Source organism: Bradyrhizobium sp. ISRA436, from assembly GCF_029910015.1.
Classification (GTDB): domain Bacteria; phylum Pseudomonadota; class Alphaproteobacteria; order Rhizobiales; family Xanthobacteraceae; genus Bradyrhizobium.
On sequence record NZ_CP094519.1, the window covers coordinates 3,645,003 to 3,667,771 of the forward strand.

21 protein-coding genes and 1 pseudogene are annotated in these 22,769 nt (G+C 64.6%); 16 read left to right on the forward strand and 6 right to left on the reverse strand.

Features of this window, described 5'->3' with window-relative positions; all coding sequences use genetic code 11:
- Nucleotide 1: 1 nt before the first annotated feature.
- Both xth and erpA read right to left on the reverse strand, forming a co-directional pair.
- Entirely contained in the window at nucleotides 2–799 is a 798-nt protein-coding gene (xth, locus tag MTX23_RS17270; protein WP_280977866.1) for an exodeoxyribonuclease III, read from the reverse strand.
- Between the two features lie 254 nt (nucleotides 800–1,053).
- Complete coding sequence (erpA, locus tag MTX23_RS17275) at nucleotides 1,054–1,383, reverse strand: iron-sulfur cluster insertion protein ErpA (protein WP_016846874.1); 330 nt, start codon at nucleotides 1,381–1,383, stop codon at nucleotides 1,054–1,056.
- 162 nt (nucleotides 1,384–1,545) lie between these two features.
- Between erpA and MTX23_RS17280 the strand changes: the two genes are divergently transcribed.
- The 12 genes and pseudogenes from MTX23_RS17280 to surE all read left to right on the forward strand — a co-directional run bounded on the left by MTX23_RS17280 (nucleotide 1,546) and on the right by surE (nucleotide 14,016).
- Nucleotides 1,546–2,754 (forward strand): deoxyguanosinetriphosphate triphosphohydrolase, encoded by a 1,209-nt coding sequence (locus tag MTX23_RS17280; RefSeq protein WP_280977867.1) that lies wholly within the window; start codon nucleotides 1,546–1,548, stop codon nucleotides 2,752–2,754.
- Between the two features lie 10 nt (nucleotides 2,755–2,764).
- The gene (argS, locus tag MTX23_RS17285; RefSeq protein ID WP_280977868.1) at nucleotides 2,765–4,561 is read left to right on the forward strand and encodes an arginine--tRNA ligase; all 1,797 of its coding nucleotides are present in this window, start codon (nucleotides 2,765–2,767) and stop codon (nucleotides 4,559–4,561) included.
- 118 nt (nucleotides 4,562–4,679) lie between these two features.
- A complete protein-coding gene (locus tag MTX23_RS17290) occupies nucleotides 4,680–6,173 on the forward strand; it encodes an SPOR domain-containing protein (protein WP_280977869.1) in 1,494 nt (497 codons plus the stop codon).
- 46 nt (nucleotides 6,174–6,219) lie between these two features.
- The gene (gene nagZ, locus MTX23_RS17295; protein ID WP_280977870.1) at nucleotides 6,220–7,242 is read left to right on the forward strand and encodes a beta-N-acetylhexosaminidase; all 1,023 of its coding nucleotides are present in this window, start codon (nucleotides 6,220–6,222) and stop codon (nucleotides 7,240–7,242) included.
- Nucleotides 7,239–8,060, forward strand: a complete 822-nt coding sequence (locus MTX23_RS17300) for a ScpA family protein (RefSeq protein ID WP_280977871.1) — start codon at nucleotides 7,239–7,241, stop codon at nucleotides 8,058–8,060. The genes nagZ and MTX23_RS17300 overlap by 4 nt, the downstream gene beginning before the upstream one ends.
- Nucleotides 8,061–8,081: 21 nt before the next feature.
- Nucleotides 8,082–8,948 (forward strand): annotated as a pseudogene (scpB, locus tag MTX23_RS17305) (SMC-Scp complex subunit ScpB); the annotation flags it as partial.
- Nucleotides 8,949–9,119: 171 nt separating this feature from the next.
- Complete coding sequence (locus MTX23_RS17310) at nucleotides 9,120–9,353, forward strand: twin-arginine translocase TatA/TatE family subunit (RefSeq protein ID WP_280977872.1); 234 nt, start codon at nucleotides 9,120–9,122, stop codon at nucleotides 9,351–9,353.
- 159 nt (nucleotides 9,354–9,512) lie between these two features.
- A complete protein-coding gene (gene tatB, locus MTX23_RS17315) occupies nucleotides 9,513–10,037 on the forward strand; it encodes a Sec-independent protein translocase protein TatB (RefSeq protein WP_280977873.1) in 525 nt (174 codons plus the stop codon).
- Entirely contained in the window at nucleotides 10,034–10,852 is an 819-nt protein-coding gene (gene tatC / locus MTX23_RS17320) for a twin-arginine translocase subunit TatC (protein WP_280977874.1), read from the forward strand. The genes tatB and tatC overlap by 4 nt, the downstream gene beginning before the upstream one ends.
- A gap of 199 nt (nucleotides 10,853–11,051) precedes the next feature.
- The gene (gene serS / locus MTX23_RS17325; RefSeq protein WP_280977875.1) at nucleotides 11,052–12,383 is read left to right on the forward strand and encodes a serine--tRNA ligase; all 1,332 of its coding nucleotides are present in this window, start codon (nucleotides 11,052–11,054) and stop codon (nucleotides 12,381–12,383) included.
- A 15-nt stretch (nucleotides 12,384–12,398) separates the two neighbouring features.
- Nucleotides 12,399–13,184 carry a hypothetical protein gene (locus MTX23_RS17330; RefSeq protein ID WP_280977876.1) on the forward strand — a complete coding sequence of 262 codons (786 nt, stop codon included), beginning with the start codon at nucleotides 12,399–12,401 and terminating at the stop codon, nucleotides 13,182–13,184.
- Nucleotides 13,185–13,248: 64 nt separating this feature from the next.
- The gene (gene surE / locus MTX23_RS17335) at nucleotides 13,249–14,016 is read left to right on the forward strand and encodes a 5'/3'-nucleotidase SurE (RefSeq protein ID WP_280977877.1); all 768 of its coding nucleotides are present in this window, start codon (nucleotides 13,249–13,251) and stop codon (nucleotides 14,014–14,016) included.
- A gap of 140 nt (nucleotides 14,017–14,156) precedes the next feature.
- On the opposite strand, the gene MTX23_RS17340 is transcribed toward surE, so the two are convergent.
- The gene (locus tag MTX23_RS17340) at nucleotides 14,157–14,534 is read right to left on the reverse strand and encodes a response regulator (protein WP_280977878.1); all 378 of its coding nucleotides are present in this window, start codon (nucleotides 14,532–14,534) and stop codon (nucleotides 14,157–14,159) included.
- 386 nt (nucleotides 14,535–14,920) lie between these two features.
- Here MTX23_RS17340 and MTX23_RS17345 point away from each other — a divergent pair, with 386 nt between their 5' ends.
- Nucleotides 14,921–15,571: a protein-L-isoaspartate(D-aspartate) O-methyltransferase gene (locus tag MTX23_RS17345; protein ID WP_280977879.1), complete on the forward strand. Its 651-nt coding sequence runs from the start codon at nucleotides 14,921–14,923 to the stop codon at nucleotides 15,569–15,571.
- A 109-nt stretch (nucleotides 15,572–15,680) separates the two neighbouring features.
- Nucleotides 15,681–17,000 (forward strand): peptidoglycan DD-metalloendopeptidase family protein, encoded by a 1,320-nt coding sequence (locus tag MTX23_RS17350; protein WP_280977880.1) that lies wholly within the window; start codon nucleotides 15,681–15,683, stop codon nucleotides 16,998–17,000.
- Nucleotides 17,001–17,066: 66 nt separating this feature from the next.
- Here MTX23_RS17350 and MTX23_RS17355 read toward each other — a convergent pair whose 3' ends face one another.
- From MTX23_RS17355 to MTX23_RS17365, 3 genes are all read right to left on the reverse strand, one after another.
- Nucleotides 17,067–18,692, reverse strand: a complete 1,626-nt coding sequence (locus MTX23_RS17355) for a porin (RefSeq protein WP_280977881.1) — start codon at nucleotides 18,690–18,692, stop codon at nucleotides 17,067–17,069.
- A gap of 369 nt (nucleotides 18,693–19,061) precedes the next feature.
- Nucleotides 19,062–19,367 (reverse strand): hypothetical protein, encoded by a 306-nt coding sequence (locus MTX23_RS17360; RefSeq protein ID WP_280977882.1) that lies wholly within the window; start codon nucleotides 19,365–19,367, stop codon nucleotides 19,062–19,064.
- Between the two features lie 233 nt (nucleotides 19,368–19,600).
- Complete coding sequence (locus MTX23_RS17365; protein WP_280977883.1) at nucleotides 19,601–20,572, reverse strand: ATP-binding protein; 972 nt, start codon at nucleotides 20,570–20,572, stop codon at nucleotides 19,601–19,603.
- A gap of 191 nt (nucleotides 20,573–20,763) precedes the next feature.
- On the opposite strand from MTX23_RS17365, the gene yajC reads away from it, so the two are divergent.
- Both yajC and secD read left to right on the forward strand, forming a co-directional pair.
- Nucleotides 20,764–21,123 carry a preprotein translocase subunit YajC gene (gene yajC, locus MTX23_RS17370; RefSeq protein ID WP_280977884.1) on the forward strand — a complete coding sequence of 120 codons (360 nt, stop codon included), beginning with the start codon at nucleotides 20,764–20,766 and terminating at the stop codon, nucleotides 21,121–21,123.
- 40 nt (nucleotides 21,124–21,163) lie between these two features.
- A complete protein-coding gene (secD, locus tag MTX23_RS17375; protein ID WP_280977885.1) occupies nucleotides 21,164–22,765 on the forward strand; it encodes a protein translocase subunit SecD in 1,602 nt (533 codons plus the stop codon).
- Nucleotides 22,766–22,769: the final 4 nt, after the last annotated feature.

Genomic DNA, 22,769 nt, shown 5'->3' on the forward strand with positions numbered 1-22,769 from the left:
GTCAGGCCGTCTCGAAATCGAGGTCGGCCCAGACCGGGACATGATCGGACGGCTTCTCCCAGGCACGGACGTAGCTGTCGATGCCGACATCGATCAGCCGGTCGCTCGCCTGTGGCGACATCAGCAGGTGGTCGATCCGGAGGCCCCAGTTCTTCTGCCAAGCTCCGGCCTGGTAATCCCAGAAGGTGTATAGACCCGGCTCGTCGTTGACTGTGCGCAGGGCATCGGTCAGGCCGAGGCCGAGCAACGACTGGAAGGCTTCGCGCGTCTGAGGGCGGAAGAGGGCATCATCGATCCAGGCGGCCGGATTGTAGACGTCCCGGGCCGCCGGAATGACGTTGAAGTCGCCAGCCAGGATCAGCGGTTCTTCGGTCTTAAGGCGCTCTTTCGAATACTCAAGAAGCCGCGACATCCATTTGAGTTTGTATGGATATTTGTCGGTATTCGGCGGGTTGCCGTTGGGCAGATAAAGGCAGGCGATCCGGACCACACCCTGCTTCAGCGTGACGACGCCCTCAAGGAAGCGCGCGTGGGCGTCCTCGTCGTCGCCGGCCAGTCCCGACTTGGTCTCGTCGAACGGTAATTTGGACAGCAGCGCGACGCCGTTGAAGGTCTTCTGGCCGTGGGTGACGACGTTGTAGCCGAGCGCCTCGATTTCGAGGCGGGGAAACGCCTCATCGACGCATTTGATTTCCTGCAGGCAGACGATGTCCGGAGAACACTCTTTCAGCCAGCTCATGAGGAGTTCGATCCGCTGCCGGATCGAATTGACGTTCCAGGTCGCTACGCGCACTGCCATCGGAAGTCCTTATGATATGGGATTTTCCGCGTGAGCGGTCAGCCCGTACCCACAGCGATACCCCCAAAGTGGACTGGTTCACAACACGTCATTGCTGTGCATGTTCATCACGCCGGTGATCTACGGCTATCTTGACCGCAGGCTGCGGCGCAAGCTCGGATCCGCAGCTTGATGCCGGCGGCGACGCCGAGCGGTCGCAGGTGGTCGCGGCGGAGTAGGCGCACGCGGTTGCGTGCGCAATAGAGCAAAAGGGGTCAGATCGAGAAACTGGTGCCGCAGCCGCAGGAGGCGGTGGCGTTCGGATTGACGACGCGGAACGAGGCGCCGATCAGATCGTCGACGAAGTCGACTTCGGAGCCCGCCAGGAACGGGACCGAGGCGGGATCGATTAGCACCACGGCGCTGTCGCGCTCGATCACGAGGTCGTCATCGGCCTGGGTGCGTTCGACGTCGAACTTGTACTGGAAACCGGAGCAGCCGCCGCCCTCGACCGAAATACGCAGCTTGGCGCCTTCGCCTTCCTTGCTGAGGATCTGCCCGATACGGCGGGCGGCTCGTTCGCTGACGGTGATGGCGGCAGTCATGGTCGGTCTCCGAAGCTCCTATTTGAGCATGATCTGATCGGAAAACCGGTGCCACTTTTCCGGATCATGCTCGTGCGTCATACCCAATTCACTTGGTATTGCGCACCCCGCATAGTTAAGTGCGTCGTGCCGTGGAATCAAATGGATAGGAACTAAAATACCGTGTCGGTCGGAATGGCTGCCCCCCGCGCGCCTTATGCCTGCGACCCCGATCGCAGCCGAGGCCGGCTGGTCTTGGAGCCGCCGAGCCGGACCCGCAGCCCGTTCCGGCGCGACTGTGACCGGGTGATCCATTCCACCGCGTTCCGTCGCCTCAAGCACAAGACCCAGGTCTTCGTCTTCCACGAGGGCGACCACTACCGCACCCGGCTGACCCATTCGCTGGAGGTGGCGCAGATCGCCCGCGCGCTGGCTCGCCAGCTCGGCCTCGACGAGGACCTGACCGAGACGCTGGCGCTGGCGCACGATCTCGGTCACCCGCCGTTCGGCCATGCCGGCGAGCGGGCCCTCGACGAGTGCCTGAAGGCCGATGGCGGTTTCGACCACAATGCGCAGACGTTGCGGGTCGTGACCTCGCTGGAGCACCGCTATCCCGAATTCGGCGGGCTGAACCTCACCTGGGAATCGCTGGAAGGGATCGTGAAGCATAACGGTCCCTTGACCGAGCGCGGCGGCGCGCCAGCCGGGCGCTATCGCGACAGCGGCATTCCGGTCGGAATCGCCGACTACAATGCGACCTACGATCTCGAGCTCTGGAGCTATGCCTCGCTCGAGGCGCAGGTCGCGGCCTTCGCCGACGACATCGCCTATGACGCGCACGATATCGACGACGGGCTGCGGGCCGGGCTGTTCGCCGTCGACGACCTCAAGGAGATGCCGTTGACCAAGGAGTTCATCGGCGCGATCGACCGGCACTATCCCGATCTTGATCAGGTTCGGCGGGGCGCCGAACTGGTGCGCGAGCTGATCTCGCATTTCATCGGCGCTGTGGTTGCCGAGGCGAACAGGCGGCTCGCGGCCGCCCGGCCGCAATCCGCCCACGACGTGCGTCATCACCACGCGCCGCTGATCGCGTTCCCGCCCGACGTGGCCGACGAGGAGGCGGCGATCAAGGCGTTCCTGTACCGGCGGATGTATCGCCATCCGCGGGTGATGCAGATCATGGGGGACGCGGAACAGGTGGTCCGGGACCTGTTCGAGCGCTACCGGCGCTCGCCGGGCGACCTGCCGGCGGAATGGATCGAGGGCACCGAGGCGGAGACTGAAGGCGCGCGCAACAGGCGGATCGGCAATTTCATCGCCGGGATGACCGACCGTTTCGCCCTGATCGAGCACCACAGGCTTTTTGACTTGACCCCGGATTTGCGTTAGGCGGCCTGCCATGGCCGACATCACCGTTTCATCGCATCTTTTCGCCGACGTGCTGGCGCGCGTACACGCCATCTGTGCTGCTGTTGCCGCCGAGGGCAACTGGCCCGCCGGCGTCGATCTGTCCCGCGTCGTGGTCGAACCGCCGCGCGATGCCAGCCATGGCGACATGGCGACCAATGCCGCGATGGTGCTCGCCAAGGACGCCAAGGCCAAGCCGCGCGAGCTGGCCGACAAGATCGCGGAGCGGCTGCGCGCGGATGCGCTGGTGGCCTCGGTCGAGGTCGCGGGACCAGGCTTCATCAATCTCACGCTCAAGCCGCAGGTCTGGACCGACGCGCTGCGTGCGGTGCTGGCGGCGGGCACGGCCTATGGGCGGAGCGACATCGGCAAGGCCGAGAAGGTCAACGTCGAATACGTCTCGGCCAACCCGACCGGGCCGATGCATGTCGGCCATTGTCGCGGCGCCGTGTTCGGCGACGCGCTGTGCAGCCTGCTGCAGTTCGCGGGCTTCGACGTCTGCCGCGAATATTACATCAACGACGCCGGCGCACAGGTCGACGTGCTCGCGCGCTCGGCCTTCCTGCGCTATCGCGAGGCGCTGGGTGAGGATATCGGCGCGATCCCGGAAGGGCTTTATCCGGGCGACTATCTGAAGCCGGTCGGCGAGGCGCTGGCCAGGGAGCATGGCGACAAGCTGCTGCGCGTGAGCGAAGCCGAGTGGCTGCGGATCGTGCGCGACAAGGCGATCGCGATGATGATGGAGATGATCAAGGGCGATCTCGCCGCCCTCAACATCCATCATGATGTGTTCTTCTCCGAGCGGTCGCTGATCGCGAACGGCAACAACAAGGTCGCCGAGACCATCGATTTCCTGCGTGCCAAGGGCGACATCTATGAGGGGCGCCTGCCGCCGCCGAAGGGCAAGCCGGTCGAGGACTACGAGGACCGCGAACAGTCGCTGTTCCGCGCCACAGCCTACGGCGACGATGTCGATCGTCCCCTGATCAAGTCGGACGGCTCCTACACCTACTTCGCTTCCGACATCGCCAACCACAAGAGCAAGTTCGATCGCGGCTTCGCCAATCTGATCGACGTGTTCGGCGCCGATCACGGCGGCTACATCAAGCGCATGCAGGCGGCGGTGAAGGCCGTGACCGCGGGCAAGGCGACGCTCGACGTCAAGATCGTGCAGCTCGTGAAGCTGCTGCGTGACGGCGAGCCGGTGAAGATGTCGAAACGCTCCGGCGAGTTCGTCACGCTGCGCGAGGTGGTCGACGAGGTCGGCTCCGACGCCGTCCGGTTCATGATGCTGTTCCGCAAGAACGACGCCGTGCTCGATTTCGACCTCGCCAAGGTGATCGAGCAGTCGAAGGACAACGCCGTCTTCTACGTGCAGTACGGCCACGCCCGCGGGCATTCGATCTTCCGCAATGCGCGGGAGGAGGCGGTGCCGGATCTCCCCGAGGCCGAGGAGGCCCGGCTGGCCTGCCTGCGGAATGCCGCTGTCGAGCGGCTGACTGACCCGGCCGAGATCGATCTTTTAAAGCGGCTGGCGCTCTATCCGCGGATGATCGAGGCGGCCGCGGTCGCCCATGAGCCGCACCGAATCGCTTTTTATTTGTATGATTTGGCCAGCGAATTTCATGCGCTCTGGACCAAGGGGCGCGATTTGCCCTATTTACGCTTCATTATCAATAATGATGCAGAGATCACGAGGGCGCGACTGGCAATGGTTCAGGGCGTCGTCTCGGTTCTGGCATCGGGCTTAGCTGTTCTAGGCGTCCACGCTCCGACCGAGATGCGGTAGGTAGGGGCATTTGGCCCTCACGAGTGGGGATTTGTGAGGGCATCTGGCAGGGGCCAACTCGTTCGTACCGGCTGTACCGGCGATCTTGGCGCTGTCCCGAAGGGGATGCATCATCACAATGGCTGATCGATATCAGAATCGACTTTTTCCCGCCGCCGACGATCACGATCGCGGTGCCTATCCCGATGCGGCCCACAAGGCCGAGAGCGATCCGCTTGCCGAGCTGGCCCGGCTGATCGGGCAGACCGATCCGTTCGGCAACGCCAGCAAGCCACAGCCCCCGCATCCGCTGCAGTCGCGAGCCAATGTGCGGCCGCAACCCTATCAGCCGCCGGTCGAAGACGACGATGCACCGCCCGCGGGGCCGCCGCCCTGGATGCAGCGCGCGCGTCAGGAAGCTGCGCCGCCGCAGCAGCAGCCCCAGATGGACTACGACGAACCGGAACAGGACTACCAGCCGCGTCCGGTGCATCCGTTGCACCGATATGCGGCTCAGCAGGCGCAGCCCGCGCCCGAGCCGGTTCAGGCCTTTGATCATGATCCAGAGCCTGCCTATCAGCAGGCCGAGACCTACGGCGAGGACCAGCAGTACCAGGGCGCCGACTACGATCCGTCGCGCTACGACGACGCGCTGTATGGGCAGCTGGAAGCGAGCGAGCAGGATCTGCAGCGTGCGCCGGCCTATCCCGACGATCCCTATGCCTATCAGGGCTATGAGGAAGAGCCCGAGCCGCGCCGGCGGACCAGCGGCCTGATGACGGTCGCCGCGGTGCTGGCGCTCGCGGTGGTCGGGACCGGAGGGGCGTTCGCCTATCGCACCTATGTTGGTTCACCTCGCAGCGGAGAGCCGCCGATCATCAAGGCTGACAACACGCCGACCAAGGTGATCCCGGCCCAGGCCGACGCGCCGGCCAAGACGCCGGACCGGATGGCCACGGGCGACGGCACCGAGAAGATCGTGTCGCGCGAGGAGACGCCGGTGGACGTCAACGCGAACACCGCCGGACCGCGCGTCGTGTTTCCGCCGCTGAACGCCAATGCGAACCCGCCGCCGGTCTCCAGCGTGGGGACGACGACCGCGCCGCCGCCGCCGATCACGGCCAACGGGACGCTGCCGAACAACGAGCCGCGCAAGATCCGGACCCTGTCGGTCAAGGGCGATAACCCTGATGGCGCGCCGTCCCAGGCCCAGGCACCCGCGCCGACCAAGCCTCCGGCAGCCGCCAGGGCGCAAGCGCCCCGCGGCAATCCGGCGTCCGCCAATGCCAGTGCGAACCAGCCGATGTCGCTGGCGCCGGCCAGCCAGCCCGAGGCGCCTCCGACCCGGATGGCATCGACGGCGCCGACCGCCTCGATCAGCAGCGGCGGGTATCTGGTCCAGGTGTCGTCGCAGAGGAACGAGGCCGATGCCCAGGCATCGTACCGGGCACTGCAGAACAAGTTCCCGGGCGTGCTCGGTGGGCATTCCCCGGTGATCAAGCGGGCCGACCTTGGCGGGAAGGGTGTCTACTATCGCGCGATGGTCGGGCCGTTCGGCTCGCCGGAGGAGGCGTCGCAGTTCTGCGGAAGCCTGAAATCCGCCGGTGGACAGTGCGTCGTCCAAAGGAATTAACGGCGGTTTCCTTGACCCGTGAACCGCATGCGGCCTAATCGGCCGCATGACGAGCCGCGCATTCATTACTGGCATTTCTGGACTGGCCCTCAACGACGCCGAGCGCGAATTCATTCGCGCCGAGCGGCCATGGGGCTTCATCCTGTTCAAGCGTAACATCAAGACTCCGGCGCAAGTCTCCGCTCTTGTTGAGGAATTTAGGGAAGTCGTCGGCGCGGCCGATGCGCCGGTCCTGATCGATCAGGAGGGCGGCCGGGTGCAGCGGCTCGGTCCACCGAATTGGCCGGCCTATCCGCCCGGCGCAAGCTTCGGTGCGCTCTACGACATCGACCCGAAACTGGGGCTGGCGGCAGCCCGGCTCAGTTCGCGCCTGATCGCAGCGGATCTGGCCGACCTTGGAATAACCGTCGACTGCCTGCCCTTGGCGGACGTGCCGGTTGCCGGAGCGGATGCCGTGATCGGCAACCGTGCCTATGGAACCGAACCGGGAAAGGTCGCCGCCATCGCCCGTGCCGTCACCGAAGGACTGGAACAGGGCGGCGTCCTGCCGGTTCTCAAGCATATCCCGGGTCACGGCAGGGCCACGGCGGACAGCCATTTCCGGCTTCCGACCGTCGATATCGCAAAATCCGAGCTGGAACGGACCGATTTCGCTGCGTTCCAGCCACTTGCGGACTTGCCGATAGCCATGACCGCACATGTTGTGTTTAGCGCGCTCGACCCCGCCCATCCGGCGACGACTTCTGCGACAATCATCGAACAGGTGATTCGCGGCCTGATCGGGTTCCAGGGTTTGTTGATGAGTGATGACGTGTCGATGAATGCGCTGGCTGGATCGATCGGGGAAAGGACCCGGGCCATCGTCAGCGCCGGTTGCGACATGGTCCTGCACTGCAACGGCAACATCGACGAAATGCGCGAGGTTGCACGCGAGACGCCGGAACTGACCGGCAAGGCACTTGAGCGCGCCAACCGGGCGCTGGCTGCACGGAAGCCGCCTGAGCTGTTTGACAGGCGATCGGCATGGGCGGAACTGGACGCGTTGTTGAATCGGATAGGGACGGCATGACCGCTGAAATTCTATCGTTTGAGACGGGGCGGCCGGCCGACGTGGCGGAAGGCGAGCCGGCGCTGGTGGTCGATGTCGAGGGCTATGAGGGCCCGCTCGACCTGTTGCTGACGCTCGCCCGCCAGCAGAAGGTCGACCTCGCGAAGATCTCGATCCTCGCGCTAGCCGATCAGTACCTCTCGTTCATCGAGGCGGCACGCAAGATCCGGCTCGAGCTCGCGGCCGACTATCTGGTCATGGCGGCCTGGCTTGCGTTCCTGAAGTCGCGGCTGCTGCTGCCGGAGCCGCCGAGCGCCGAAGGGCCGAGCGCCGAGGAGATGGCGACCGCGCTGGCCAACCGGCTGCGCCGGCTGGAGGCGATCCGCGAAGCGGCCAACCGGCTGATGAACCGGCCGCAGTTCCAGCGCGATATCTTTCCGCGCGGCAATCCGGAATCGATCGCGGAGATCAAGCATCCGAAGTTCACCGCGACGCTCTACGATCTCTTGTCGGCCTATGCCACGCAGCGTCAGTCGCGCGTGCTGACGTCGGTGCATCTGGCCAAGCGCACCGTGTGGTCGCTCGCGGAAGCGCGTGCCTCGCTGGAGCGGCTCGTCGGCATCGCCGAGGACTGGAGCTGTCTCGACGAGTATCTGATGAACTACGTCGCCGATCCCACGCAGCGAGCAACGGTCTTCGCGTCGAGCTTCGCCGCGGCCCTCGAACTGGTTCGCGAAGGCGAGATGGAGATCAATCAGAAGCAGGCGTTCGCGCCGATCTATTTCCGAAAGCGTCCACCGCAAGCCGCAATGGCGGCCCCGGACCTGTCGGTCGAGTAAGTGGAAGAAGGAGAGCATGCCATGGCAAGCCTGGCAGAACGGCGCATAGAAGAGGTCGAGGAGGAGGTTGCTCCTGTGGATCCGATCGCGCGTCCCGAAGAATTGCGGCTCCTGGAGGCCTTGCTGTTTGCATCGAGCGAGCCGATCGATCAGGCGACGCTGGCAAAGCGGATGCCTGACGGCGTCGACGTCAAGGCGGCGCTCGCGCAGTTGCAGGCGGAATATGCTCCGCGCGGCGTCAATCTGGTTCGCGTCGCCAACAAGTGGACGTTCCGCACTGCGGGCGATCTGTCGTGGCTAATGACGCGGGAGAGCACCGAGACCCGCAAGCTGTCGCGCGCCGCGATCGAGGTGCTTGCGATCATCGCCTATCACCAGCCCGTAACGCGCGCCGAGATCGAAGAGATCCGCGGCGTGGTCACGTCGAAGGGAACCATCGACGTGCTGCTGGAGACCGGGTGGATTCGCCCGCGCGGCCGCCGCAAGACGCCGGGCCGTCCGCTGACCTTCGGAACCACCGACGGGTTCTTGTCGCAGTTCAGCCTGGAAGCGCTGGGCGACCTGCCGGGGCTCGAAGAGCTCAAGGGCACGGGTTTGCTCGACTCTCGCCTGCCGACTGGATTTAGTGTTCCATCGCCCTCGGACGATGCTGCGCTGCGCGAGGATGAGGAGCCGCTCGAGCCCGGCGACACGCTGGAACTGCTGCTCGCGCCTGCCGCTGAGCCGGAAGCGGCGGAATCGAAGGCCGGGACCAAAGCGACAGCAGAGCTTGAAACGACAGCCGAGGCCGAAACCGAGGTCGAAGCTGAAGTTGGCGCTGAGCCGGAAGCGGCCGAACCTGACGCCGACGAACCGGACGCCGGCGCCAGCGATGCGGGTGATGACGACGGCGCCGAGGAGAAGGGCGAATAGCCCGAAATATTCCCGGTTAAGCCTAGCAATATTACGTAGCCGCGACAGCGATTTGCCGCGGCTGAGGTCCTTGTTTTTGACACCGCGCGGGCCTACCTTCCGGCAAAGCTCAGGCCGGCTCGCCGGCCATTTCTGGAGGGTTGCAGGATGGGTTCGCTTAGCATTTGGCACTGGATCCTCGTGATCGCAGTGGTCCTGCTGCTGTTCGGACGCGGCAAGATTTCGGACCTGATGGGTGACGTCGCTCAGGGTATCAAGGCCTTCAAGAAGGGCATGCAGGACGACGACAAGGTTGCAGACAAGCCGGAGCCCACCAAGGCCATCGATCACGATGCAGCGCCGTCGTCCGCGCGCTCGGATGTCGGCAGCAAGGCCGTCTAAGGCCCTTGGACTGACGCATATTTCGACGTTTTTATTTGCGCGAGGCGGTGACGCCGTCGCTCGAACGCGCTATGGACGCCGATTGAGAACAGGTGTCGGCAGCCCCAAATCCTGTTAGGGCGGATGAGGCCATAGCGGCGCGCTTAGGCGGAAGAATTCATGTTCGATATCGGGTGGAGTGAACTGGTCGTCATCGCGGTTGTCGCGCTGATCGCCATCGGCCCGAAGGAACTGCCGGGCGTGCTGCGCATGGTCGGGCAATGGATGGGCAAGGCCCGCAGGATGGCGGCCGAATTCCAGGGGCAATTCCAGGAAGCCATGCGCGAGGCCGAAATGGCCGACCTCAAGAAGAGTTTTGACGAGGTCAGGGAAGCCGCGACCGGGCTCACCAGCGGCAACATCATGACCTCGCTGCAAAAGGACGTCAGCGACGCCCTGCAGATCGACAAGCCTGTGGATGCGCAGGTGGCGTCCGCGATCGATGCGCCGGCGACATCGACGAGCGATGCGCCGGTGACGCCGACAACGCCGGCCGTGCCGACGCCGGAGACCTTTGTCGAGGCCGAGGCGCACGCCGCGACCAGTGAGCCGCTTGCGGTCACCAACGAGGTGCAGCCGCCACCGGCGCCGCAGGACGTGGCGGCGGCGAAACCCGACCTCTTAAAGGACGCCAAAGCGTCATGAGTGCCGAAGACATCGAGGCCAGCAAGGCCCCCTTGATGGATCACCTGATCGAGCTGCGCGCGCGCCTGATCAAGGCGCTGCTCGGTTTCGGCGTGGCCTTCATCTTCTGCTTCTTCTTCGCCAAACAGATCTACAACGTTCTGGTGTGGCCGTTCGTGTGGGTGGCGGGACCGGAGAATTCGAAGTTCATCTACACGGCGCTGCTGGAATATTTCATCACCCAGCTCAAGCTCGCGCTGTTCGGCGCCGGCTTCATCTCGTTCCCGATCGTTGCGACCCAGATCTACAAATTCGTCGCGCCTGGCCTCTACCGTCACGAGCGCAACGCCTTCCTGCCGTATTTGATCGCGACGCCGATCTTCTTCGTGCTCGGCGCGATGCTGGTCTATTTCGTGGTGCTGCCGATGCTGATCCGCTTCTCGCTCGGGATGCAGCAGGCTGGCGGAGCGGAAACCGCGCAGATCGCGCTGTTGCCGAAGGTCGGCGAATATCTGTCGCTGATGATGTCGCTGATCTTCGCCTTCGGCATCGCATTCCAGCTTCCTGTGATCCTGACGCTGCTGGGGCGCGTCGGCATCGTCACCTCGAAGATGCTGAAGGAGAAGCGCCGCTATTTCATCGTCGTCGCCTTCATCATCGCGGCCGTGCTGACGCCGCCGGACGTGCTGAGCCAGTCGTCGCTGGCGATCCCTCTGCTCGCGCTCTACGAGGGCGCCATCATCGCCGTACGGATGGTGGAGAAGAAGGCTGCGGCGGCCGCCGCAGCCTCGTCTTCGTCGTCGGGAGCTCCGCCGGCGGCCAATCCGGCCGAATAGGGGTGGTTTAAGCCACACATTCGGTGTCCATACCCCGCGAAAGCGGGGTATCCAGCAGCCTCTCGAACGATCCCGGACGTCTCTGGAATACTGGATCGCCCGCCTTCGCGGGCGATGACGGGTGTGCTAGTGGGTGGCGCTCCATGGAATGTTGACGTTCGGCATTCCGTGAAAATGAGACGTCAGGACTCCGACCACCATGCACGACATCAAAGCGATCCGCGACAACCCGACAGCCTTCGACGCCGGCCTGAAGCGCCGTGGACTTAAGGCCTTGTCGCCGTCGCTGCTCGCGATCGACGAGAAGCGCCGTGCCGCGATCCTGGCGTCGGAGCAGGCCCAGGCGCGGCGCAATGCGGCCTCGAAGGAGATCGGCGACGCCAAGAAGGTGAAGGACGAGGCGCGCGCCGCCAAGCTGATGGCCGAGGTTGCCGAGCTCAAGACCACGATGCCCGAGCTCGAGGCTGCCGCGAAGACGGCCGATGAGGAGCTCGCCAAGGAGCTATCCTCGATTCCCAATCTGCCGCTCGACGACGTGCCCGACGGCACCGACGAGCACGGCAACGTGCAGCACCATGTGTTCGGCAAGAAGCGCGACTATGGCTTCGCACCGAAGCCGCATGACGATCTCGGCGGTGCGCTCGGCTACATGGATTTCGAGGCGGCGGCAAAGCTGTCCGGCGCGCGCTTCGTCGTGCTGAAGAAGGGGCTGGCGCGGCTCGAGCGCGCGATCGGGCAGTTCATGCTCGATCTCCATACCAACGATCACGGCTATACCGAGATCAATCCGCCGCTCCTGGTGCGCGATGCCGTGATGTTCGGCACCGGCCAATTGCCGAAATTCGAGGACGACCAGTTCTGGGCGATCAAGGGTGAGTTGCTGTCGGCGCCGGGCGCCGATCTGCGCAGCGAGCGCCTCGGTCTCATTCCGACCGCAGAGGTCTCGCTGACCAATCTCGCGCGCGAATCCATCCTCGACGAGAAAGAGCTGCCGATGCGGCTGACGGCACTGACGCCGTGCTTCCGCGCGGAGGCCGGCGCGGCAGGCCGTGATACCCGCGGCATGATCCGGCAGCACCAGTTCACCAAGGTCGAGCTGGTCTCGATCACCACGCCCGAAGCCAGCAAGGACGAGCTCGAACGCATGCTGGCCTGCGCGGAAGAGGTGCTGCGCCGCCTCGACCTGCATTATCGCGTGATGACGCTGTGCGCCGGCGACATGGGCTTCTCGGCGCAGAAAACCTACGACATCGAGGTGTGGATGCCGGGGCAGGGGGACGGCGGCGCCTATCGCGAGATCTCGAGCTGCTCGGTGTGCGGCGATTTCCAGGCGCGCCGCATGGATGCGCGCTATCGCGGCCCTGACGGCAAGCCGCGCTTCGTGCACACGCTGAACGGCTCGGGCACCGCGGTCGGACGCGCGCTGATCGCCGTGATGGAGACCTATCAGCAGCAGGACGGTTCAATCGCGGTGCCCGATGTGCTCCAGCCCTATATGGGCGGGCTCAAGGTCATCGAGCACGGCATGTAAGGCGGAGCCAGTGCGATGCCACTCCACTGTGACATCCACTGGCTTGGTCGCCAATGGGCCGTCACGGGCCACGGACTGCAGCTGATCAATCAGAAGCAGATGGGCTACTACGACATCGAGGTCGCCCGCTTGTGGGAAGCGGGCGTGATCGAGGCGATGCAGGGAAAGGCCTGGATCAACCGCTCGGACTTCGACAAGGCGCTCGAGATAGCGCGAGCCCGGTTCGCCCATGCGGCGCCCACCGGCGTCACGCCGCCGTCCACGCCAGCCGCATCGCCGCCGCAGCCAGCGCCGCCTGCGACGCGTCCTCCGGCCGAGCTGCCCTCGGGGCCGACGCTTGAGGAACTGCTGGCTCGGCTGAAGGCGAGGTCGGCGGCGGTTGCGCCCGCCCCGAGACCGGTCGAAGAGCCCGCGGTCTCAACGGAAGCGAAACCGGTCGACGAGCCTGTGGTTGCGCCTGTCGCAACACCAGTCGATATGTCTGCGATTGGGCCCGTCGCAAAATCGGTCGCCGCCAAGCCGATCGATGTGGCCGCAGTCGCGCCCAAGCTCGAACCTGCGAGACACGAACCTCCCAAGCCCGAAGCATCGAAGGTGGCACAGGCCGCGCCGGACTTGCCGCAGCCGGCATCCTTGCGACGCATCACGTTGGAGGTTAGCCCCTCGGATTTCGCGCGGCCCAGGCCGGAGTGGCCGGTGTTCAAGCGCAAGATCGCCGGCAGCGCCAGATTCGTTCGTCCCTGGCGCGCCCGATTGACCCGCTGGCACGGGACTTTGCCGGGTTTGCCTCCGCGGCCCTAGCCGGTTAAGACGGCCCGTCAGCTCAAGAAAACCGCGTTGAATCAGAACAAAGGCACTTTGACGGATGCGAATTCTCTGCACCAATGATGACGGCATCCACGCTCCCGGCCTGAAGGTCGTCGAGCAGATCGCGCGGGCCCTGTCGGACGATGTCTGGATCGTCGCGCCCGAGCTCGACCAGTCAGGCGTCTCGCATTCACTGTCGCTCAACGATCCGCTGCGCCTGCGCGAGGTCGGCCCGCGGCACTTCGCGGTGCGCGGCACGCCGACCGACTGCGTCATCATGGGCGCGCGCTATATTCTCGGCGAGAAGCTGCCCGACCTCGTGCTCAGCGGCGTCAACAAGGGCCGCAACGTCGCCGAGGATGTGGTCTATTCCGGAACCATCGCCGGGGCGCTGGAAGGCACCATTCTCGGATTGCCCTCGTTTGCGCTGTCGCAGGAATTCAGCCTCGATACGCGCGACAAGCCGCTATGGGAGACCGCGCTAAAATTCGGACCAGATATCGTGCGCAAGGTGCTCGCAGCGGGCATCCCGAAGAACACCGTCGTCAACGTCAACTTCCCGTCCTGCATGCCCGACGATGTCAAGGGCATCCGCATCACCCGGCAGGGCAAGCGCAATCTTGGTTTCCTCAAGATCGATCGCCGCCACGACGGGCGCGGCAATCCGTATTTCTGGATCGGCTTCGAGCGCGCCGCGATGATGGATACGCCGGCGGAGGGCACCGATCTCGCCGCGCTTGCCGCGCACTATGTCTCGGTGACGCCGCTGCGGCTCGACCGCACCGACGAGGCGTTCTCGGAAACATTGACGACGACGCTGAAGTAGTACCGTGTGGCCCGGATGAAGGTAACCGGTCGCGCGAACGCGTGTCCGATGACAGGCTCCGTGAAATCCGTGTTGCACGCAGCTCGCCGGGCTTCCCGGATTGCGCTGCGCTTCATCCCGGCTACGTATTGTGCTGAGACTTAGACCGGCGCGCCCTTCATCGCGCTGGAGATCACCTGCGCCAGCGTTTCGAGCTGGAACGGTTTCTGCAGCGCCGGGCGGTCGCGATATTCCGGAGGCAGGCCCGAGGACCCATAGCCGGTCGCGAAAATAAAGGGGCGGTTGCGTGCGTTGATCAGCTCGGCGACGGGAGTGATCACCTTGCCGTTGACGTTGACGTCGAGGATCGCGAGATCGAATTCGGTGGATTGCGCAAGCTTGACCGCTTCGCCGATTTCGCCGGCTTCGGCCGCGACGCTATGGCCGAGTTCCTCCAGCATGTCGGCGACCATCATCCGGATCATGACCTCGTCCTCTACGAGGAAAACTGAACAGCCCGCCGGCCGTGTCGCTGTCATGATGGAATCCTTGCCCGTCCCAGAACAAAGCTCGCAAATAACATCAAAAGGTGCAACGCAAACGTTTGGGAATTGCTGCCTTTCCGGCGTACAGCAGCGTATCGTGCGGTTGCCCAAGTCCGCCTTGTCCAGCATGGCAAGCTCGGAGGGACTGATAGCCTGCTTCATCGACGGCAGGCCCCGCGGGATCCGCTTCGCGTTCGAGGTTCGATCGCGCTGTTGATCATATGGGGACAGTTGCCGCGCTCGCAAATGAGAAAATGGCCATGGTTCCGGATCGGGAACAGCAATGAGGGGAAATTTTTCCTTAACGTGGCATTTCTAATTCCAATGGCATGAAGTTGTTTGAAATACCCCGGATTGCTGCCCACAGATGCTGATGAGTAATGGCCGTGAACCCAGATCCGCCCGAGAAAATGAAGTTTCAGCTGACCCTGCGGCGGCGCGGGATCAGCGACCTGGCCGTGCTGCGGGCCATGGAAGAGGTGCCGCGCGAGGACTTCGTCGAGCCGCGTGATCGCGACGAGGCCTATCGCGACAGCGCGCTTGCGATCGCCTGCGGGCAGACCATCAGCCAGCCCTTCGTGGTCGCCTATATGACCGAGCAACTCCAGCTCAAGAAGGACCATCGCGTGCTCGAAATCGGCACCGGGTCCGGCTACCAGGCGGCCATCCTGTCCCGGCTGTGCCGGCAGGTGCTGACCATCGAGCGCTACCGGACGCTGGCCGATAGCGCCCGCAAGCGGCTCGAAAAGCTCGGCTATTACAACGTCGAGGTGCTGCTCGGGGACGGCTTCGACGTGCCGGCCGGCGCCGGCGGTTTCGACCGCATCATCGTGACCGCGGCGATGGAGCAGATCCCGGAGAAGCTGATGGAACGGCTGGAGCCCAGCGGTGTCCTGATCGCCCCGGTCGGACCGCATCACGGCACCCAGACCCTGCTCCGCGTGGTGCGCACGGAGACCGGATTCGACCGCAAGGAATTGGTCGACGTGCGCTTCGTGCCGGCGCTGCCTGGGATTGCACGCGAGCTGTAGAATTGCGGATTGCCGCTTGCCGCCAAGATCTTATTCCCAGGGTTAAGCCGTTATTTACTCGGCACGTGTTTACTCAAAACAGTCGTTAGTTGCGTACGAGTGAGTAACCATGTCGAGTGTTGTTGAGTTGCTTCGCTCGCGTCGCGCGCCGCAGGTCGCGGTGCTGGCGCTGATGTCCGTCGCCTTTGCCGGCTGCAGCGCCGACATGTCGTCGCGCTTCTCGCAAAGCTCTTACTCGCAAAATCCCTTCGCCTTCGATCCGCAGCCGACGGGCGCAGTGCAGGCGCCGCCGCGCGAGCTGCCGCAATATGCGCGGCCGCACTCGCAATATCCGCAGTACCAGTCGCAGCCATTGCCGCCGCCGGTGTCGGCGCCGCAGTCCTATCCGGTGTCCAGTGGCGTCTCCGGAGGAGGGCGCGGGATCGCGTCCTATGCGCCGCCGCCGGCGCGCCCGCAGATCGAAGCCACCGGCGCCGTTCCGCATTCGGTCGCGGCTGCGCACAACGGCACCACCATCATCGTCGGCACCAGCGACACGCTGGAGGTGCTGGCAAAGCGCTATCATGTCTCGACCGCCGAGATCCTGCGCGCCAACGGCTACAAGGGACCGCGCGCGCTGTCGCCCGGTCAGCAGCTGATCATCCCGCGCTCGACCGCGACCGCGATGGCCGCGCCGGCCACCAAGCCGGTTGCCGTGGCGGCTGCTCCCGCCGGCGTCTACTACGTCAATCGCGGTGACACGCTGCACAGCATCGCGCGCCAGCACCACATCTCGGTGGTGGAGCTGGCTCGGGCCAACAATCTCGACCAGTCGGCCAGGCTCAGCCTGGGCATGAAGCTGATGGTGCCGGGCGCGAAAACCGCCGCGGCCGCGCCGGCCGTTGCGGCGGTAGCGCCGGCTCCGGTCCCCGCACTTGCCGTCCCGAAGGTCGTTGCGACCGCGCAGCCGCAGCAAAGCGCGCGGCTGGTCCAGCCGACCGCGAACGTCGAACAGCCGGCGGCCGCCGCGGAGACCCCCGCGGTCAAATCGAGCGAAGCAACCGGCGCATTGCCGACGTTCCGCTGGCCGGTGCGCGGCAAGGTCATCACCGCTTACGGCACCAAGACCAACGGCAAGGTCAATGACGGCATCAACGTCGCGGTGCCCGAGGGCACGCCGGTAAAGGCTGCCGAGGACGGCGTCGTCGCCTATTCGGGCAACGAGTTGAAGGGCTACGGCAACCTAGTGCTGATCCGCCACCCGAACGGCTACGTCACGGCCTATGCCCATGCGAGCGAGCTGCTGGTGAAGCGCGGAGACACCATCAAGCGCGGCCAGGTGATCGCCAAGTCGGGACAGTCGGGTGAGGTGGGCTCGCCGCAGCTCCACTTCGAAATCCGCAAGGGCTCGTCGCCGGTCGATCCGCTGCAATTCCTCAACGGCGCATAGCCTGAGACCATCACATTGTGAACGCGCGCGACGGGGAGGCGTGAAGCCTCCCCGTCCTGTTTTGAGTTAGAAGTCGAACGTCAGGCCAGTCGTGACCGCCTTGGCCTTGTTGCCGGCGACCACGTTGTTGTTGGCATCGCGTCCGCAGACGGCGTAGCCGTGGCCGCTTGCACCCAGGCAGTAGTGTGCGCCGGGGCCGTTGCGCAGGAAGCTGCCGACGAGGTACCAGCTCGCGAACGGGCTGAAGTGATATTTCACCCCAGCTGCGTACTGATCGGCGCTGCTGTCGACCGAGTTGAGCGCAAAATCAGCCGAGCCCGCCGGCGGAGTGACGGTGTAGGTATTGAACACGCCGGTCCCCGGCGAACCGGGCGACGCATTGGCGTGAGCCCAGGACGCGCTGACGTCCCAGGCGCCGACGGACTGCGTGGCGCTGACGAAGTAGCCGTCGCGTGACCGCTCGTTGAAATCGGCAACGGTGTGCTCGCGCCGCAGGATCTCATAGATGCCGTAGAGCTGCAGCTTGCCGATGCCGTCGTTGAAGCCGTAGCCGGCGCCGAGCTTCGCAGCCCATTCGTTGGCGATGCCGACAGCTCCCGGCGGCACGATCAGCACGCCACCATTGCTGAGCGGCGTGATGGCCTCGTCGCCGGTGCGGTTGGTGCCTTCATGCATCTCGTAGGCGGCAACGGCCGTAAATGGTCCCCGATTATAGGCCAGCAACGCGCTGTAGAGGTTGCCATATGAGCCGTCGGTGCAGCCCTCCGGTGCCGAGGTCAACGGGAAGCCGCTGCCGCTGCCGCGTGCCGACGTGCCGGGGCAGTTGAAGTCGCCGAGCGCGAAGTCGCTGTTATCCCTTGCCGTGTTCTGTCCGGGCGACACCATCACGGTTGCCTGGAAGCCGTTCCAGACCGGTGACTCGTACCAGACGGCGTGCGCCGCACGCCAATCGAACTCGGCGCGCAGATCACCGCCGGTGTTGCCCATGATCGAGTTATAGTCGCCCAGTGTTGCCGAGAATGGATCGAACTTTGAAGTCGATCTCTTGTAGGGCGTATCGGCCTTGCCGGCCTTGATTGTGCCCCACGGGGTTTCCATGCCGATGAAGCTGTCGCGCGTACCAAACGCGGCGCGCTCGGTCGGGACCGCGGCGACTTCGACGAGAGATTCGAATTGCGCGATCGCGGCCCATCCCGGGAAGCCGTAAGGTGCGAGATTGTGTCGCGCGCGAACGCCGAAATAGGAGAGGTTGCTCGCGACTCCGAACTTGGTGCCTTGATCGAAGACGCCGGCGTTGAAGACGTCGCCCGACAGATCCACGTGCCCGTACAGGGTGACGGTGGTGTTGTCGATGAAGGGATTGCTGCCTGGCGCCTTGCTGTAGATTGGCGCGCCGCCGATGCTGACGATTGCGTGCTCGGGTGCCGGGGCCGGGGAGGGGGCGACGGCCGCATGCTGCACGGGGTTGCCCTTTGGGGCCGAGGCGGTTGCTGTGGCCGGCGCCGGCCGGCTCGTGATGTGATTGACGCGATCCCGTAGCTGCGCGTTCTCCTTGGCAAGTTTCGCGTTGTTTCGTTCGAGTGCATCCAGACGTGCCATCACGTCGTCGAGTGTTGCCGCCCGCATCGGCTGTTGCGTGAGAGCGAGGCAAATCGCCGTGTACGCGGTTCCCGCGAGAAGTCCCTTCTTCATCTGATGTTCCCCCCGTTTGCCAAACCACCTCGGCGGGGTGCCGAGGGCCGCAAACGGGGAGAAACGGTAATGTATACCAAATACCAAATACATGGACGCGAGATGGATCACGAAGATAAAGATGGTCTGTGATAAAAAGGTACTATATTACTATTGCGGTGCATCAAATTGTCGCAGGCGTGATGCGGGAATAAAATTCGTGGATCTTTTAACTTATTGAAACTACGAATTATTTCGTTGCCACAGTAATGTGACAGCAAAGCTGACAAATTATAGGTGCGACGCAAGATCAATCGATGCATTTGGCATGTTGAATGCCACGTGGCGTCTGGCTTATGCGTCGATCCCGACGCCGCGAGGGGCCTTGGATTACCGCCAGGGATCGCCGCCGCCGGCGAGGCGCTCGACCATGTCGCGCAGGAAATCGGGCGGCCCATGGGCCTGCCATTCGCCGTCCGCCTGCAGCAGCAGAGGTCTCTGCGCGTCGCGGCTGAAGGCTTCGAGCCACGCGCGCGCTTTTGCCTTCGGGCGCGCGCCGATGGCGACCGCGACATCGACGGGAATGGTCCGCCATGTGAAGCTGGCCGGAAGAAAGATCAGATGCGACCTGTCGGGCCGCATCACTCGGGCAGCGGACTTGTCGGAGCAAGCCAGCCGCAGACGAAATTTCGGCAAGGGTCGACCGGGCGCGCGTCATAGATCGCGCATTTGCCAGCGCCGCTGAACGGGCAGGGATGCCCCGGATAGACGTCGTGGTCCTGGATCTGGATTTTCAGCCAGCCGCCGCAGCAGGCGGCGCACTCGCCACATCGTCTCTCAGTTGCATTTGGGGCGGCCGGCATGAATCCAGCGTACTCAAGCCGAGCCGAATCAGAAGGCCGCGCGAGATCGCGTGAATTGCGCCCCCGCTAGGTCCCGCTCAGCCGAACGCCGAGCCGTCCGGCCAGTTCCTGCGTAAATTGCCAGGCGACGCGGCCGGAGCGCGAGCCGCGTGTGGTCGACCATTCGAGCGCCTCGCGCTCGAGCTCGTCGTCGGCGATCTTGATACCGAAATGGTCGCAATAGCCCTTCACCATCGCCAAATACTCGTCCTGGCTGCAGCGATGGAAGCCGAGCCAGAGGCCGAAGCGATCCGACAGCGACACCTTTTCCTCAACCGCTTCGCCGGGATTGATCGCGGTCGAGCGCTCATTCTCGATCATCTCGCGTGCGAGCAGATGCCGCCGGTTCGATGTGGCATAGAGGATGGCGTTATCGGGGCGCCCCTCAATACCGCCTTCCAGCACCGCCTTCAGCGACTTGTAGGAGGCGTCGTTGCCGTCGAAGGAGAGGTCGTCGCAGAACACGATGAAGCGGAACGGCGAGCTGCGCAAAAGCTCCATCAGGCCGGGCAGGCTCTCGATGTCCTCGCGGTGGATCTCGATCAGCTTCAGTCGGTCGGCCGGCTTGCGGTCGCGGTTGAGGGTCGCGTGCGCGGCCTTCACCAGCGAGGACTTGCCCATGCCCCGCGCGCCCCACAGCAAAGCGTTGTTGGCGGGCAGTCCGTTGGCGAAGCGCTCGGTGTTCTCCATCAGGATATCGCGCATCCGGTCGACGCCCTTGAGCAGGCCGATCTCGACGCGGCTGACGCGCGGGACCGGGGCGAGGCGGCCGTCGGGGTGCCAGACAAAGGCATCGGCTGCGCCAAGCGCCTCGGCCGGATCGGAGGCCGGGGCGGCCGCGGCGAGACGGCTGGCAATGGTCTCCAGAGCGCTCGCGATCCGCTCGGCGGTTGCACCATCGAGCGCCTTTGCCGGGCGATTTGTCGCGGCTTTTGCCGGTGTTTTGGCGGCAGTTTTGGACGGAGTTCTGCTGGCAGTTTTCTTGGCTTTTTTCGGCATTTTTCCAGTTCCTGACGGCGCAGCCTTATCGGGCTGGCGCTCCTCCCGCAAGCCGCCTAAATGAAGGGCCGTTAACGTTGCAATTGGGACCGCTGCCGCTATAGTCCGCGCGAATTTGCCCGGACCGCCATACCGCCCAAAGGACCAGAGGGCGTTGCCGGTCCTTCTCCGTCTTACCGAGGATTGCCCGAATGCTGATTACTCCTGCCTTTGCCCAGGCTGCCGGAGCCGGTGGTGATGCCAACAGCATGTTGATGTCGCTGCTGCCATTCGCGCTGATCTTCGTCATCATGTATTTCCTGATTCTGCGCCCGCAGCAGAAGAAGGTCCGCGACCACGCCGATCTGGTGAAGAACATCCGCCGCGGCGACACGGTGGTGACCTCGGGCGGCCTCGTCGGCAAGGTCACCAAGGTGGTCGACGACGACCAGATCGAATTCGAGATTTCGGATGGCGTGCGCGTGCGGCAGATGCGGCAAATGATCTCCGGCGTGCGCGCCAAGGGTGAGCCGGCGAAGGGCGACGCCAAGGACGAGGCGTCCGCGAGCTGATTGCCGCGCCGCCTTTTTTGGAATCTGACGGATCAACTCGATGTTGTATTTCACCCGGTGGAAGGCGCTGGCGATCATCCTGACAGCGCTGGTGGTCTGCCTGTGCGCGGTGCCGAACTTCTTTCCGGAAGCGCAGGTCAAGAGCTGGCCGGCATGGGCGCAGCGTCGCCTCGTGCTCGGCCTCGACCTGCAGGGCGGCTCATACCTGCTGCTCGAGGTCGATTCCAACTACGTGAAGAAGGAGAAGCTCGACCAGGTCCGCGACGATGTGCGGCGGGCGCTGCGTGAAGCCAAGATCGGCTACACCGGCCTGAACGTGCGCAACGACGCGGTCGAGGTCCGCATTTCCAGGGACAACGAGCAGGCGAGCGCGCTGTCGAAGCTGCGCGAGCTGTCGCAGCCGCTCGGCGGGCTGCTAGGCTCGAGCGGCCAGCGCAGCCTCGAGGTCTCGGACGCCGGCGGCGGCCTGATCCGCCTTACGGTGCCGCAGGCCGCCGTTACCGAGCGCATCCGCCAGACCATCGAGCAGTCGATCCAGATCGTCGAGCGTCGCGTCAACGAGCTCGGCACCGTCGAGCCGGTGATCCAGCGCCAAGGCACCGACCGCATCCTGGTGCAGGTGCCGGGCCTGCAGGACCCGACGCGGCTGAAGGAATTGCTCGGCAAGACGGCGAAGATGGAATTCCGCATGGTCGACACGTCGGTCTCGCCGGACCAGGCCCAGCAGGGCCGGGTGCCGCCCGAGTCCGAGTTGCTGATGAGCGCGTCGCCGCCGCCGGTGCCCTACGTTGTGAAAAAGCAGGTTCTGGTCTCCGGCGCCGAACTGTCCGATGCGCAGCCTGGCTTCGACCAGCGCACCGGCGAGCCGATCGTCAGTTTCCGTTTCAACTCGGCAGGCGCGCGCAAATTCGCCCAGGCCACGAGCGAGAACGTCGGCCAGCCCTTTGCCATCGTGCTCGACAACAAGGTGATCTCCGCGCCGGTCATCCGCGAGCCGATCACCGGCGGCTCGGGCCAGATTTCCGGCAATTTCACCGTGCAGTCCGCCAATGATCTGGCGATCCTGATGCGCGCCGGCGCGCTGCCGGCGCCGCTGACCGTGATCGAGGAGCGCACGGTCGGTCCCGGCCTCGGCCAGGACTCGATCGAGAAGGGCGAACTTGCGGCCTATGTCGGCTCGATCCTGGTCATCGTCTTCATGCTGGTGACGTATCGGCTGTTCGGCGTGTTCGCCAACATCGCGGTCGCAATCAACGTCGCCATGATCTTCGGCCTGCTCTCGCTGCTCAACGCCACGCTGACGCTGCCCGGCATCGCAGGCATCGTGCTGACCGTCGGTATCGCGGTCGACTCCAACGTGCTGATCTACGAGCGTATCCGCGAGGAGCTGCGCGGCGGGCGCACCGCGATCTCGGCGATCGACGCCGGCTTCAAACGGGCGCTGGCGACGATCCTCGACTCCAACATCACCACATTCATCGCTGCCGCGGTGCTGTTCTATATCGGTACCGGACCGGTGCGCGGCTTCGCCGTGACGCTCGGCATCGGCATCATCACCACGGTGTTCACCGCGTTCACCCTGACGCGCCTGATCGTCGCGGGGTGGGTGCGATGGAAGCGGCCGCAAACCGTGCCGATTTGAGAGG

Bases quoted from the DNA above. Each gene is read 5' to 3' on its own strand.
- xth (WP_280977866.1), bottom strand. From the start codon at position 799: ATGGCAGTGCGCGTAGCGACCTGGAACGTCAATTCGATCCGGCAGCGG.
- erpA (WP_016846874.1), bottom strand. From the start codon at position 1,383: ATGACTGCCGCCATCACCGTCAGCGAACGAGCCGCCCGCCGTATCGGG.
- argS (WP_280977868.1), top strand. From the start codon at position 2,765: ATGGCCGACATCACCGTTTCATCGCATCTTTTCGCCGACGTGCTGGCG.
- MTX23_RS17290 (WP_280977869.1), top strand. From the start codon at position 4,680: ATGGCTGATCGATATCAGAATCGACTTTTTCCCGCCGCCGACGATCAC.
- nagZ (WP_280977870.1), top strand. From the start codon at position 6,220: ATGACGAGCCGCGCATTCATTACTGGCATTTCTGGACTGGCCCTCAAC.
- MTX23_RS17300 (WP_280977871.1), top strand. From the start codon at position 7,239: ATGACCGCTGAAATTCTATCGTTTGAGACGGGGCGGCCGGCCGACGTG.
- MTX23_RS17310 (WP_280977872.1), top strand. From the start codon at position 9,120: ATGGGTTCGCTTAGCATTTGGCACTGGATCCTCGTGATCGCAGTGGTC.
- tatB (WP_280977873.1), top strand. From the start codon at position 9,513: ATGTTCGATATCGGGTGGAGTGAACTGGTCGTCATCGCGGTTGTCGCG.
- tatC (WP_280977874.1), top strand. From the start codon at position 10,034: ATGAGTGCCGAAGACATCGAGGCCAGCAAGGCCCCCTTGATGGATCAC.
- serS (WP_280977875.1), top strand. From the start codon at position 11,052: ATGCACGACATCAAAGCGATCCGCGACAACCCGACAGCCTTCGACGCC.
- MTX23_RS17330 (WP_280977876.1), top strand. From the start codon at position 12,399: ATGCCACTCCACTGTGACATCCACTGGCTTGGTCGCCAATGGGCCGTC.
- surE (WP_280977877.1), top strand. From the start codon at position 13,249: ATGCGAATTCTCTGCACCAATGATGACGGCATCCACGCTCCCGGCCTG.
- MTX23_RS17340 (WP_280977878.1), bottom strand. From the start codon at position 14,534: ATGACAGCGACACGGCCGGCGGGCTGTTCAGTTTTCCTCGTAGAGGAC.
- MTX23_RS17345 (WP_280977879.1), top strand. From the start codon at position 14,921: ATGGCCGTGAACCCAGATCCGCCCGAGAAAATGAAGTTTCAGCTGACC.
- MTX23_RS17350 (WP_280977880.1), top strand. From the start codon at position 15,681: ATGTCGAGTGTTGTTGAGTTGCTTCGCTCGCGTCGCGCGCCGCAGGTC.
- MTX23_RS17355 (WP_280977881.1), bottom strand. From the start codon at position 18,692: ATGAAGAAGGGACTTCTCGCGGGAACCGCGTACACGGCGATTTGCCTC.
- MTX23_RS17365 (WP_280977883.1), bottom strand. From the start codon at position 20,572: ATGCCGAAAAAAGCCAAGAAAACTGCCAGCAGAACTCCGTCCAAAACT.
- yajC (WP_280977884.1), top strand. From the start codon at position 20,764: ATGCTGATTACTCCTGCCTTTGCCCAGGCTGCCGGAGCCGGTGGTGAT.
- secD (WP_280977885.1), top strand. From the start codon at position 21,164: ATGTTGTATTTCACCCGGTGGAAGGCGCTGGCGATCATCCTGACAGCG.